This window comes from Mucilaginibacter sp. UR6-11, assembly GCF_020880695.1.
Taxonomy (GTDB): domain Bacteria; phylum Bacteroidota; class Bacteroidia; order Sphingobacteriales; family Sphingobacteriaceae; genus Mucilaginibacter.
In genome coordinates this window covers 167,941-181,767 of sequence record NZ_JAJIWO010000008.1, presented here as the reverse complement: position 1 = coordinate 181,767, position 13,827 = coordinate 167,941, and the positions used below count along the sequence as shown (strand labels likewise).

Here is a 13,827-nt window from a genome sequence, read left to right as displayed (position 1 = left end):
TTTGGCCAAACCTGTCAACATACCGTTTGTAGAGTTGTCCAGGATCTTTCAGCCTCTTGCAAGCCAGGCTCCCCATTAATCATTAACATATCTCTCAGTTTCGGTTTTATTGATTGGCCATCTTTGGACGATGTGAGAAATCTATGCAGGCAAATAACCGGTGGCCGGCTGGTTTTATAAACCGCCGGTTAGAAATAGCGCGGCGTTTAGCGGGCTTGTTTTTTTAAATAAAACTTCATCAATTCAATTTTTACGCGTTTTTAATCTCTGCAAAAACCTCAATTTTTATAATTGTTGTTAATAAACAAATTGTTAACAACCGTTTTGGTAACTTAGGTAATGGGCTGACAATGAAGTGTTATTAAATTTTCGGGATGTTGAATAGCTTGCTTTTGCTGTTAGCAACCCGTTAATAAAAACAATAAAAAATATTTTGCAGATCAGGCTGATGTCCCGATATTGAAATCATCAGGAACGACGTACTTTGACAGCCTTACAGGAATAACAGAAAGTGAATCGGGCAAATCTTCGGAAGCGCTAAAGATCACGGGACTGCCTGAGTTACACTAAACAGAAACTGCGCAAGCGACGGAAACGCAGTGTTAACTACGATAGGGTATTAAGAGACGCTGTAAATTTTTACGGAGATTTGCAGCCGAAATAATGACTTTGAAGCAACCCAACCCGCAAGGGCACAAGGGCCAGAACAAGTCGGTTGACTTACAGAAAGCTTGATGCTTTATGAAGAACTACGGTTAGTCATAAGGAGAAAACGGGAGACAAATCGAAAGAGGCGGCTCCCGTTTTTGTTTTATATCCCGGCAGGCTCCTGCCAGGTAAGGTAATTATCCGGCACTACTCTTCAATCTTTAATCTTTAATAGTTAATTTAGCGTCTTATGCAAAAGGACGATAAAGGTAAGCCGAACGGGAGAAAAAAGATATTTGTTTTAGATACCTCGGTGATCTTGTATGATCATAACGCTTTTGAGAATTTCCAGGAACATGACGTCGCGATACCGATACAGGTATTGGAGGAGCTGGATAACATGAAAAGCGGTAACGATACCCGCAACTTTGAGGCCCGCAGCTTTATCCGTTTAATAGACGACCTGTCCCGCAAAAAACTGGTAAACAAGTGGCACCCGTTAAACGGTAAAGATAAAGGCAGCTTTAAAGTTGTAATGGACACCAAAACCACCGGTGTTGATGCCGAAGCTATTTTTGGATCAGACAAGGTAGATCACCGCATATTAAACGCGGCTTTAGGTTTACAGGAAGAGAACCCGGATAAAAAGATAGTATTGGTATCGAAAGATATCTGCCTGCGGTTAAAGGCTAAATCACTGAGCCTGCATGCCGAGGATTATGAAACCGGCAAGGTTAAAAACCTGGACGAGTTATATAGCGGTAAAACAATTGTAAATGTAACCGACAAGCAAATTTCCTGGTTGGATAAGCACGGTACGCTGCCTGCCGGTGAGGTTGAATTAAACGCCAACACCCGCAATCATTTTTATATACTCGAGGGTAAAAAGAGCACCGCTTCAGCATTTTATAATAGCCAAACCGGCGTGCTTGAAAGAGTGACCGGGCAGCCCATATTCAATATCCATCCTAAAAATCAGGAGCAGGCCTTTGCTATCCACGCGTTGTTAAACCCGGATATTAAGCTGGTAACCATACAGGGTAATGCCGGTACAGGCAAAACGCTGCTGGCGCTGGCCGGTGCTTTAGAGCAGCGTAAATACTATCGCCAGATCTATATTACCCGCCCTATAGTGCCATTGAGCAATAAAGACATTGGGTTTTTGCCGGGCGATATAAAATCAAAAATAGACCCCTATATGGCGCCTATCTGGGATAACCTGAAATTTATTAAAGATCAGTTTGCCGACGATGAAAAAATGCAGGCCAAACTGGATGAGCTGGTCACCAACGACAAGATCTCTATCGCGCCGCTGGCGTTTATCCGCGGGCGTACGCTGAGTAAAATATTCTTTATTGTAGATGAGGCGCAAAACTTGACGCCGCACGAGATAAAAACCATCATATCCCGCGCAGGAGAAAACAGCAAGTTTGTTTTCACCGGCGATATTTACCAGATAGACACCCCCTACCTGGATGCGGAAAGTAATGGCTTATCTTACCTGATTGACCGGGCAAAAGGACACCCGCTTTACGCGCACATCACCCTGCAAAAAGGGGAGCGGAGTGAGCTGGCTAATTTGGCTACGGAGTTGTTGTAGGTTAAGAAAACCACTAACCATCCGGAAGGTGTCATTTCGCAATATCATCCGCAATCTTAGCAATATCATTGCTGATCTTACTAATAAAATCCAGCTGCTCTTTAAGCAGGTTATCGGTTACGGTGGGTGCCGGCTGCTCTTCCGCTGGTTCGGCTTTTTCGCCGGTAAATTCTAACCGATCGCCGCCAAGTTTCTTGCTGGTCTCATTAAGTACGGCAATGCTTTTCTTAAGCAGTTTTAAAATGTCGGGCGTGGCTTTGTGCATGCCTTTCACCGTTATTTCAGAAGCTACCGTAGCGGTATATGAGGACAGGATATGATTAAGCACCACAAATTTATGGATATCTTTAATGTTGCGTTGCTTGCTTTTAGGCTCGGATGTCATCCGCTCAAAAGCGGCAGATAAGTTGGCTGATTTTACATACACATCTTTTCTTGCCAGTTTGTAATCAGTAGTGGTAACCGTTTTGCCGGTTATGGTTTGGGCTATTTTCACCAGGTAATTAACGTTGCTGTAAATTACTTCGGCCAGGCTTGTTTTTATCTGCTCAAACTCCCACGTCGGGAAGATCAGGTAACTGGCAATAAACGCTATGGTAGAACCAATTACCGTGTCTATCACGCGTTCTTCTACAATGTCCAAATGGCCTATTCCTAAAAATTTAAACAGGATGAGTACATAGGGTGTCATAAAAACAACACTTACCACATAATTTAACCGCTGGAAGCTATAGGCCCCCAGCATAAATACCAGCATCAGGGTAAACTGTACGTCGGTATTGGGTATAAACATTAATATGAGTATACCAATAACGCCGCCGCCGATGGTGCCGGTTAAACGCTGATAATTGCGTTGTTTGGACAAGCTGAAGCCCGGCTTAAGTATCACTATAATGGTTAACAGCACCCAATAGCTGTGGTGGCCCAGCGCGAACGCCTTTGCAACGGTAAAACCTACCAGGCAAACTAAAGACACCCGGAATGCATGTTTAAACGCAGCCGAGTCCAGCGAAAAATTATCAAAGAAAACATGCGGCTCGTAATCCTGGTGCGTCACAAATTTAGAGTACTCCACATCGTTGTTATTCTCTATTAATATTTTTGACGAGCTTGAATTATAATAGTTGAAAATATTCTCGATCTCTTTATTGAGATCGCGCAGGTTAATTAAGATCTTTTTAAGCACCAGGTTACTGGTTTCGTTGGCATTGCCTATAGTGTCAATTTTTGTTTTAAGCTGCTCAAGCACCGGGTTAAAATCAACCTTGTGCTTATAACGGGTATTTGATAAAATAGCGAAGCCGATATTCTCCAACTCGTTAGCCATCAGGTGTACAACCTGGCCGATCTCTGTTAAAATACCGGTGTCCTTAAATTTTTCGCGGATCTGCGCATAATCATAGTGGGTAGCCATGATCTGCTCAAACATGTCCACCAGGTCAACAAACGTCAAAACCAGTATGCGGCTGGCGTTGGTTGATTCGCGCACCATTACCCGGCTTCTAAAAAGCAGTTCCCTAACCGCGTCCTGGTGCTGGCTTACGTGGATCTGCTGCGATACCAGTTTATGATAATTGTCGTCGATATCTGTTTCAGGAAGATAAAAATCAGCCTTGATCCTTAAAAATTTAACAATGTCGGCTACGTTCTCGCCCAGGGCCTGCTGCGCAGCGCGGTAAGGGCGTATGCCAAAAAATACCAGGCTAAATAGCATGTACCACACACCGCCTGCTAAAATAGTTGCACTGTAACCCAGTACTTCGGCGGGTTTCATCTCTTTATCCATCATAAATATCATGATCAGCAATGCCGCTGTGCCTACTGACGCCGCACGATTGCCGTACACAATAAACATGGAGAACAGGAAGGAAAATACAGTAACTTCTAATCCTAAAGTATAAACGTTTAAGCGTGCAAAGCCGGTGGTAACGGCTACAACAAACAGGCATAAATTACCCGCGGCCATGCCATTTCTTTTATGTACTACCGGCCCCGGATTATCAATAACGCATATGCAAATCGCTCCTAAAGAGAGGGTTATGCCCAGCTCAAACTGATTAAATTGCTGCAAAACCAGCGCCGGCAGCAAAATCCCTAACGATATGCGCAAGCCGTCAGAAAAATACTGGCTGAAGAAGAAGCTTTTGATCTCTTTGGTTTGAATAGTCACGTAGCAAATCTCGGAAAAAAGGCTGATATATGAATTTGCAAAAATTTTATCTGAGTGCGTTTTTTATAATCAATATTAGTGTCATTGTGTATTATTTTTAATAATTATATAATTTTTACTGATTTTAGTTTAAATTCACGCCGATTTAGTTTATCTATAGACCAAGCCTGCTTTTTTTAATTTTTTTATATTTCTATTATGTCCTCAACGTTAAAACTCAGCCAAAGAGAAACAGCTTTTAATAATGAAGTTGTAACCCGCTTTGAGTTATATAACAGCCTTTTCCAGACGCTGCCCTTTTATCAGGTAAAAGAAATAGGCATTTTATTGCCGTTTTTTAGTTCGCATTGTGATAAGGGGGCGGTAAAGGAGGAATCGCCGACCGAAATAATAGAATCTTTTTTTAAAAAATACGTACCGGATATTGACCATCGCGAGCAACTTAACCGCATGTTCAGGTTCATCCAATATATTGAGCGCCAGGTGGTTTTGTTTGATGCTATTGAAGATTCGTCTTTCAGTAAAATTGGCCGGGCGGATGATGTTGGTACATTAACGGGTTTACTGCAGGCCGCTGCAACCAGCGACCACGTGCGCGACAATATCAGCGAGAAACTAAAGGATTTTTCGTTGCGTTTGGTTTTAACCGCGCACCCCACCCAGTTTTATCCGGGCACTGTACTGGGTATAATGACCGATTTAATTGAGGCACTAAAAACCAATGATATCAACAGCATTGATGTTTTACTGCAACAACTGGGTAAAACGCCTTTTTTTAATAAAAAGGCGCCGACCCCTGTTGATGAAGCGGTAAGTTTGGTTTGGTTTTTAGAGAATACTTTTTATCACGCCATATCTGGTATACAGACCAAACTGGAAGAAGAATTTGATATTGATGAGAACCGTAAGAACCAATTGTTGGAGCTTGGCTTTTGGCCGGGCGGCGACCGTGACGGTAATCCTAACGTCACTACAAAAACAACCTATGATGTTGCCTGCCTGTTAAGGCAAATGATATTCAGGTGTTATTATCGCGATTTCAGGGTGTTAAAACGCCGCATCACTTTCAGGGGTATTGAAAAAACCATGGCCACTTTAGAGGGCATGCTTTATGAAAACGCTTTTAATAAACATCAACATAATGCTAGAGATCTGCAGGGCGACCTGTTGGACCTTTTGGGCGAGATCCGTGAAACTTTAATAACCAGCCACGATAGTTTATTTGTCAACATAGTGGAGGACCTGATCCGTAAGGTGCGTTTGTTTGGTTGCTTTTTTGCTACTTTGGATATCAGGCAGGACAGCCGCATATTGCGCAGTGTTTTCAGCTATTGTACCGATAAAGGTATAGCAACAGGTTTGCCCGCTGATTATGAAACGTTAAGCGAAGAAAAAAAATTAGCCGGCATTACCTTTAACGAGCTTAACTTTTTATGCCCGGAGGATGCAGACGACATGACCAAAGATACGCTGAACACCATTATGCTGATGAAACACATTCAGCATACCAATGGTGAAAAGGCTTGCCAGCGGTTTATCATTAGCAACTGCCAGCAGGCGTCTGACATATTACAACTAATAGACCTGTTTTTATGGAGCGGCTGGAAAGCAGAGAGTTTAACGGTTGACTTTATGCCATTATTTGAAACCGTTAACGACCTGAAAGTTGCGGCGGAAGTAATGGAAAAACTATATACCCATCCCTTTTATGCAGCACATCTAAAAAAGCGGGGTAATTCGCAAAGTATCATGTTAGGTTTTTCTGATAGTACCAAGGACGGCGGTTACCTGATGGCTAACTGGTCTATCTATAAAGCTAAGGTTGAATTGACAGCCATGGCCCGTAAGTATGATATTGACCTGGCGTTTTTTGATGGCCGTGGCGGCCCGCCTGCGCGTGGCGGTGGTAAAACGCACCGCTTTTATGCTTCAATGGGTAATGAAATAGCTAATGAGCATATCCAGTTAACCATACAGGGGCAAACGGTAAGTTCGCAATACGGATCAATTGAAACAGCCCGTTTCAATATGGAGCAGTTAATTAACGCCGGTGTAATATCGGCCTTAAACCCGGATAGTAATGATCTGTTAAGTGCGCAGCAAAAATCATTAATAACCGATATGGCCGAAGCCAGTCACGAATTATTTCTTGATCTGCGCCAGCATCCGCTGTTTGTAGAGTACCTGGAGAAATTTAGCCCGTTAAAATTGTTATCAAAAATTAATATCAGCAGCCGGCCAACCAAACGTAACGCCGGTGCGCCAATGAAACTGGAAGATCTGCGGGCCATAAGTTTTGTAACCGCCTGGAGCCAGTTAAAACAAAGTATCCCCGGATTTTATGGGGTAGGTACCGCTTTGAAAAAGATGAAAGAAGAGGGTAAATGGGACGAAGTATCGCAGTTATATAACACCTCGGGCTTCTTTAAAACCATGCTGGATAACTGTATCATGTCAATGTCTAAATCAGATTTTCGGGTAACCGCTTATCTGGAGAAGGACGAGAAGTTTGGCGCTTTTTGGAAACAATTAAAGGACGAGTTTGAACTCACCAAATCGTTATTGCTTGAACTAACCGAAACGGAAATACTGATGCAGGACTCGCCTGTTGACCGTCGTTCAATCGGTATCCGTGAAAAAATTGTATTGCCACTGGTGATCATGCAGCATTACGCACTAAACTGTCTGAATAATACCAACGATAAAGAACTTATTGAGGTTTACGATAAACTGATCATCAGGACCGTATATGGTATTGTTAATGCCGGGCGCAACCTGGCATAGAGAAAAGTTTATATTAATTATAAGCGATTAAAGTATAAGAGCCGCCTTTGTTGCGGCTCTATTCTTTTTATCGGCATTATACTAATAATTAAATATTTTAAACTTGTTGCGGTTATATTTGTCTATACCAATACAAACCTCAACGGCTTAAAATGAAAAATTTATTTTGCTTCCTGTCCGGGCTGATGATAGTATTTATCATGACGTCCTGCAAGGATAAGAAACGCGGTAAAAATTATAATGATGTGATTGATGAAAGCACATCATCCTTTATAAAACAGGGTTTGGAGGCCGGCCAGACCGAAATAAAAGCATCTAAAATAGCCGAGGTCAATTCAAAAAATTCACGGATCATCAACTTCGCCAAAATGATGATCACCGATCATGCCCTGGCCGGTGATGAACTGGAAAAAATAGCGATCAATAACCGTATCAGGGGCGGTGATTCAATAAGTACAGATCATCAGCAATTTATTGGCAATATAACCGCTCTTAAAGGCAAAGCATTTGACAAGGCTTATATCGAGATGATGGTTACCGAACATCAAAACGCTATAAAACTATTTACAACTGCATCAAACGACAGGATTGATGAAGTACAACGGTTTGCCAAAAAAACGTTAATAACGCTAAAGACGCATTTAGATTCGGCCAACGTTATCGCGACTTCGTTAAAATAATTTTAGTTGGTGAGGTTTGGGCGGCTGCGCTTTACCAAAAACAGTACGCCCGCCGTATTTCCAGGAGTTATTTCTTTCTTCTTCAATAACCTTATCAAAATTGGCATTGGGGATAAAATCTTTTTCGGCACCTTGCGCTATTTGTGTCAGCCGCTTTATGGCTTCGTTTTTTTCGCTGTTACCTAATTTTGCTTTGTAGATGGCCGTTTGCAATACACCGATAGTTTCATCATAAACCTTAGTAGGCACCGGGAAAGGATGACCATCTTTACCGCCATGCGCGAACGAAAATCTCGCCGGGTCTTTAAACCTTGACGGCGTGCCATGTATCACCTCGCTTACTAGTGTTAATGATTGAAGGGTCCGGGGCCCTAATCCTTTTAACAATAGTAGCTCTTCGAAATCTTCGGGACGATTTTCGTGAGCCAGCCAAAGTACCGAGCCCAGTCTTTTCAGGTCTACGTTCTCAGCGCGCACGTCATGATGCGACGGCATAACCAGTTTGCTGATCTCTTTAAGCATGGCATCGGGGTTTTCATTAGCTATCTGCATAACCCCGGCTCTTGACGGCGCTGCCTGGCTATCGGCCATATTTAATATATAACCGTTATTTTTTCCATAGATGGAGGTGTGCGGATCATTAACAAACGAAGTCAGTGAGCCGGAGTGCCAATGGTAGCGCCGCGCTGTGCCTGAAGCATCGCTCATGCCTTGTTGCACTACGCTCCATTTTCCGGTATCACTTAAAATGAAGTTATGGGTATAAAGCTGGAAACCATCCTGAATGGCCGTATTATCAACCTTGGCGCTGAGTTTACTGCATTTAACCAGGTAGTCGCCATCAAGCCCGGTGCGTTCGCTGATGCGGAGTAATTCGTCAGGTGTTTGCCTGGAATATTTGCCTTTACCGCCACAGATATAAATGCCAAGTTCTTTACTATGCGGATTAACAGATCGTTTTAAAGCGCCCATTACAGATGTTGTAATACCCGACGAGTGCCAGTCCATCCCCATAACAGCCCCCAGGCTCTGAAACCAAAACGGATCGCTAAGGCGGCGCAATACTTCATCCTTGCCATAGTCTAATACGATGGTCTCTACAACAGCCAGCCCCAATTTTGCCATCCGCTCTGCCAGCCATTGTGGTACATAACCATAATGCAAAGGCAGATCAGCACTTCCCGAACGCTTCATGCTAACAAATTTAGCAAATAAATTATTGATACAAAAATATATATGCATTAGGGAGTGAAGCGGATACCGGCCTGCGCCCAAGGCCTGCAGCAGCGGATAACCCGGCCCGAAGGGAACGCCAACATTTATTTTATGATTAAGTAACATTCCAGATAAAATTTACTCAACCCAACTAACCTAACGCAAAAACATTTACATTAGCTAAACCAATATATAATCCTACATGAACAAACTACTACTCACCTTTTTGTTGTGTGGCGCGGCCTTTTGCGCTTTTAGCCAGCCGGCACCAAAACCTTACGGGCCCTTACCAACCAAAGGACAATTGCAATGGCAGGAAACAGAAATGTATTGTATTATTCATTTTGGTCCTGACACTTATACCAACAAGGAGTGGGGCTTTGGCGATGAAGATCCTTCGATAGTAAATCCGGCAGAGTTCAGTGCTATGCAAATTGTTGGCGCGGCTAAAGCCGGTGGATTAAAAGGCATAGTGGTGGTAGCCAAGCACCATGACGGTTTTTGTATGTGGCCAACTAAAACTACCGGGCACAACATTTCAAAGAGCCCGTATAAAAATGGTAAGGGCGATATTTTAAGGGAGTATCGTGAAGCCTGCGACAAGCTGGGAATGAAGATGGGCGTATACTGCTCGCCGTGGGACAGGAATAGCCCTTTGTATGGCAAACCTGCGTATGTTACTGATGTTTATCGCAAACAATTAAAAGAATTATATAGTAATTACGGCCCGCTCTTTATTGTATGGCATGATGGCGCAAATGGCGGCGACGGTTATTATGGCGGCGCCAAAGAAAAGCGAACCATTGACCGCTCCACCTACTATGGCTGGGACGAAACCTGGGGCATAGCCCGCAAGTTGCAGCCTAACGCAGTTATTTTTGGCGACGTTGGCCCCGATGTGCGGTGGGTGGGCAATGAACGCGGTATAGCCGGCGAGACCAGCTGGGCAACTTATACGCCACACGCACCTGAAGCCGGCAAGGCGCCCGGCAATGGTTTTGTGCTGGACAAAGAAGGTACCGAGGGCCATCGTGACGGTCAATTCTGGATGCCGGCTGAGTGTGACGTTTCAATCCGTCCGGGATGGTTTTATCATGCTGATCAGGATGATAAGGTAAAGTCTGCTGAAACGTTAATGGACTTGTATTATAAAAGCGTTGGCCGGGGCGCGTGTTTAGACCTGGGATTATCACCAAACAGGTTGGGTTTACTGGCTTTAGGCGATGTAGCAACGTTAGCAGCATTTGGAACGACCTTAAATCATACTTTTGAAGTGAATTTAATGAAGGACGCAACCCTTACTGCCAGCAATATCCGCGGAGCGAACAAGCTAAAATATGGCCCCTCAAAATTGTTAGACAATGACCGTTATAGCTATTGGGCCACCGATGATAAGGTTACTACACCGGAGCTAATAGTTGATATGCACGCTCCCAAAACTTTTAATGTAATACGCCTGCGAGAAAATATTAAACTGGGACAGCGCATTGATGCGGTAGCGGTTGATGCTTACCGGGATGGAAAATGGCAGGAAGTGGCTACCGCGACCAGTATCGGCGGCAACAGGTTGATCCGTTTAAAGGACGATGTTACCACCTCAAAAGTAAGATTAAGAATAACCAGGGCCGCCGCGTGTGTGGCATTGAGCGACTTTGGCCTTTATAAAGAAGCACTTTTAACATTTCAAAAATGACGACCTCTTTTAAAAAAATAATTACCCTTTCAGCATTTACGTTTATGGCACTAACTGCGGCTGCACAGCATAATTTGTTTGATACTTTTTCAAAACCGAAACTGGTATCTGATCAGTTTGCTTTTACCGAAGGATGCTCGGTGGCTAAAAATGGCGACGTGTTTTTTACCGATCAGCCTAATGACAAGATCTGGAAGTATGAGGTTGAAACCGGGAAGCTATCTGTTTTTCTGGATAAGGCCGGGCGGTCAAACGGTACCTACTTTGATAAAAAAGGCAATTTAATTACCTGTGCCGATGAGAAGGGCGAGTTATGGTCTGTCAGCCCAAAAGGTAAGGTTACGGTACTGATGACCAGTCTGGAGGGCAAGCAAATGAACGGCCCGAACGATATCTGGATCGATAAAAAAGGCGGGATCTATATGACCGACCCTTACTACCAACGCGACTACTGGACGCGTAAGATAACAGAACTGGATGGCGAACATGTCTATTACCTGCCAAAGGGCGCTAAGACACCCATAAAAGTAATAGGTGATATGCGCCAGCCTAACGGCATTGTAGGCACCCCGGATGGCAAATACCTGTATGTGTCTGATCTCGGTGCTCAGAAGACTTATCGGTATACAATTAACAGTGATGCCAGCCTGAGCGGGAAAACATTACTGTTTAATCAAGGATCGGATGGGATGACTTTGGATGAGCGGGGCAATATCTATATCACAGGTAAAGGAGTAACGATCTACAGCCCGGAAGGTAAGAAGATTGCTAACATACCCAATACCGACAACTGGACCGGCAATGTTGTATTTGCAGGAAAGAACCGGGACATCCTGTTTATAACAGCATCTAAATGCGTTTATGTATTAAAGATGAATGTTAGGGGTGTGGAGTAAATCACCCTCAATTTATTATACCAGGACCTTATAGTCATACCCCAGGACCTCGCCGACATTAACGCCCGACACGAGCTTCCAGGCCTGCTGCTCATCTGCAAATTGCGGGATTTCTAGATCTGAGTCTATAGCAGCTTGTGTATAGAAATTCGACCGGGTGGGGTGTGACGGCGAAACGGCATTATAAGTATAACCAAATGCCTGTTTATCCAGTACCGCGCAGCTTATGCCTATACAATCCGTAAGGTGGATCAGGTTAACCGGCGCAGCGCCATTGGGTACGCCGGCCCTGCCGGCAAAGAAACGCCCCGGATCACGGCCCGGGCCAATCAAACCGGCAAAGCGGACAATGGTAGTCGTAAAATCGGTTTGCTGTTTTAAAAGGTCCTCGGCGGCTAACAGGATCTTGCCTGATTCGCTGTCCGGCTTTGGGGCGTCCACCTCGGTAACTACGGTGTTGGTATCACCGTAAACGCCGGTGGAGCTTACCAGTACCACCTGTTTGATGCCATGGCTTTTGATTAGCGATATTAACCGCTCAACTTTTAACAGGTAGGCAGCGCCGTTACCTGCCCTGGCTTGTGGCGGGATGCTGATCCATAATACATCACATTCAAAGAAGGCGGCATCGATAGTCTCATCGTTTGGTGTCAGATTGATTAAATAGGGCTCAATCCCGTTCCCGGCCAACCAGGGTAATTTATTGGCTGATGTGGTTGATCCTTTCACTTTTATCCATTTGTTTACCAGGGCTTTGCCCAGTTCTGAACCATACCATCCGCAGCCTAAGATACTTACCGTCATAATTCAAATATCTGTCTTTTTTATTTAATAGCTAAACTTTTGGATAGCGATAACCGTTGTTGTTATATGAAGATGAAGAAAGAGATCATAGCGACATCAGCGTTATTGGGCGTTGCAGGTATAGCTGCTTTGGCTTTACAGGCGCAGGATAAACCACTACAAACCGTTCAATATGTTGAGCTGGATAAATATTTAGGAAGGTGGTATGAGATAGCCGCTTTCCCGCAAAGCTTTGAGCGTGGCTGCAGCCATACCTATGCCGAATACAGCTTAAACCACGATGGCAGCATCCATGTTAAAAACACCTGTATTAAGGACGGTAAAGTTAAAGTAGCCAACGGCAAGGCAACCGTGACCGATAAGAAGACCAATGCCAAACTTGCGGTCCAGTTCTTCTGGCCGTTTAAAGGTAAGTACTGGATAATCGGTTTGGGGCACGATTACTCGTATGCGCTGGTGGGGCACCCTAACCGTAAATACCTGTGGATCCTGGGACGCAAGCCCCATATGGATTCGCAAACCTACAATCACCTGGTTGCGCTGGCAGCAGCAAAGGGTTTTGATGTGCGGAATCTGATCAGGACGGAGCAGGACTAAAGGCGCGTTTCCGTGTTAGGTGATCCACTTAAAAATGTGGATCACCCGGATCACCTAAAATCGTTAATTATTTAATTATCAGCTATTTGGCAAATAAAGCGGATCACTTCGGATCAGCATTATAAGTCAGGATCATTAAGTATAAATACTTCATAATTAATTGATAATCAATTAATTGAAAAATGGCTTGTTTTTGCCCTTTTTTGAGGAGTGGATCAGTAATGTGGATCACCTGAAAATTAACCGATGTAGCCGTGTGCCCGCTTTTGTTGTGTATTATCCCAACAAATGAGTGTTGTCGGACTTTGGATGTTTTGAACGCGCGCCGGCACTCAATTGCCGCTAGGGCTGTTACTTTGTCTTGATACAAAGTAACCAAACATCAAGTCAGCCGATAGGCTTCTTTGGCGCACAGGGCCTTTGCGCACAAAACAGGTAAAACCTGAAGGGCCCGGTCCTTTTGCCGCCTTTGTCGCGCCGGGCTACAGCTCCAGGCAAAATTACCAATGCCCTTGCCGCCGCACGGCCCGGCTTGTTTTACCTGTTTTCGCCCGAAGCTTTTCGGCTGACGGCCCGCTAACAAGACTCCGGATTGATTTGCATTATCCGTGTGTCCGCCTTTGTTGGTGTTGTCACCAACAAAATGATTCGTGCGGACTTCGGACGTTTTGAACGCGCGCCGGCGCTCAATTGCCGCTAGGGCTGTTACTTTGTCTTGATACAAAGTAACCAAAACTTAG

The 13,827-nt window shown here is 44.2% G+C and carries 10 protein-coding genes; 6 read left to right on the top strand and 4 right to left on the bottom strand.

Going from position 1 to position 13,827, the window contains the following annotated elements; genetic code table 11:
* Positions 1 to 898 precede the first annotated feature (898 nt).
* Complete coding sequence (locus LJ658_RS17390) at positions 899 to 2,248, top strand: PhoH family protein (protein WP_230547812.1); 1,350 nt, start codon at positions 899 to 901, stop codon at positions 2,246 to 2,248.
* Positions 2,249 to 2,279: 31 nt separating this feature from the next.
* On the opposite strand, the gene LJ658_RS17385 is transcribed toward LJ658_RS17390, so the two are convergent.
* Positions 2,280 to 4,418, bottom strand: a complete 2,139-nt coding sequence (locus LJ658_RS17385) for an FUSC family membrane protein (protein WP_230547811.1) — start codon at positions 4,416 to 4,418, stop codon at positions 2,280 to 2,282.
* Positions 4,419 to 4,616: 198 nt separating this feature from the next.
* On the opposite strand from LJ658_RS17385, the gene LJ658_RS17380 reads away from it, so the two are divergent.
* On the top strand, positions 4,617 to 7,202 hold the full coding sequence (locus LJ658_RS17380; RefSeq protein WP_230547810.1) for a phosphoenolpyruvate carboxylase: 2,586 nt from the start codon (positions 4,617 to 4,619) through the stop codon (positions 7,200 to 7,202).
* A gap of 152 nt (positions 7,203 to 7,354) precedes the next feature.
* Positions 7,355 to 7,882, top strand: a complete 528-nt coding sequence (locus LJ658_RS17375; protein ID WP_230547809.1) for a DUF4142 domain-containing protein — start codon at positions 7,355 to 7,357, stop codon at positions 7,880 to 7,882.
* On the opposite strand, the gene LJ658_RS17370 is transcribed toward LJ658_RS17375, so the two are convergent.
* The gene (locus LJ658_RS17370; RefSeq protein ID WP_230547808.1) at positions 7,874 to 9,076 is read right to left on the bottom strand and encodes a DUF763 domain-containing protein; all 1,203 of its coding nucleotides are present in this window, start codon (positions 9,074 to 9,076) and stop codon (positions 7,874 to 7,876) included. The genes LJ658_RS17375 and LJ658_RS17370 overlap by 9 nt on opposite strands.
* A gap of 223 nt (positions 9,077 to 9,299) precedes the next feature.
* Between LJ658_RS17370 and LJ658_RS17365 the strand changes: the two genes are divergently transcribed.
* Both LJ658_RS17365 and LJ658_RS17360 read left to right on the top strand, forming a co-directional pair.
* Positions 9,300 to 10,790: an alpha-L-fucosidase gene (locus tag LJ658_RS17365; RefSeq protein ID WP_230547807.1), complete on the top strand. Its 1,491-nt coding sequence runs from the start codon at positions 9,300 to 9,302 to the stop codon at positions 10,788 to 10,790.
* A 44-nt stretch (positions 10,791 to 10,834) separates the two neighbouring features.
* Positions 10,835 to 11,686, top strand: coding sequence for an SMP-30/gluconolactonase/LRE family protein (locus LJ658_RS17360; RefSeq protein ID WP_230547806.1), 852 nt, complete (start codon positions 10,835 to 10,837; stop codon positions 11,684 to 11,686).
* Between the two features lie 15 nt (positions 11,687 to 11,701).
* On the opposite strand, the gene LJ658_RS17355 is transcribed toward LJ658_RS17360, so the two are convergent.
* Positions 11,702 to 12,490, bottom strand: coding sequence for an NAD(P)H-binding protein (locus LJ658_RS17355; protein WP_230547805.1), 789 nt, complete (start codon positions 12,488 to 12,490; stop codon positions 11,702 to 11,704).
* A gap of 66 nt (positions 12,491 to 12,556) precedes the next feature.
* Here LJ658_RS17355 and LJ658_RS17350 point away from each other — a divergent pair, with 66 nt between their 5' ends.
* On the top strand, positions 12,557 to 13,087 hold the full coding sequence (locus tag LJ658_RS17350; RefSeq protein ID WP_230547804.1) for a lipocalin family protein: 531 nt from the start codon (positions 12,557 to 12,559) through the stop codon (positions 13,085 to 13,087).
* Positions 13,088 to 13,469: 382 nt separating this feature from the next.
* Here LJ658_RS17350 and LJ658_RS17345 read toward each other — a convergent pair whose 3' ends face one another.
* The gene (locus LJ658_RS17345) at positions 13,470 to 13,811 is read right to left on the bottom strand and encodes a hypothetical protein (protein WP_230547803.1); all 342 of its coding nucleotides are present in this window, start codon (positions 13,809 to 13,811) and stop codon (positions 13,470 to 13,472) included.
* Between the last annotated feature and the right edge of the window lie 16 nt (positions 13,812 to 13,827).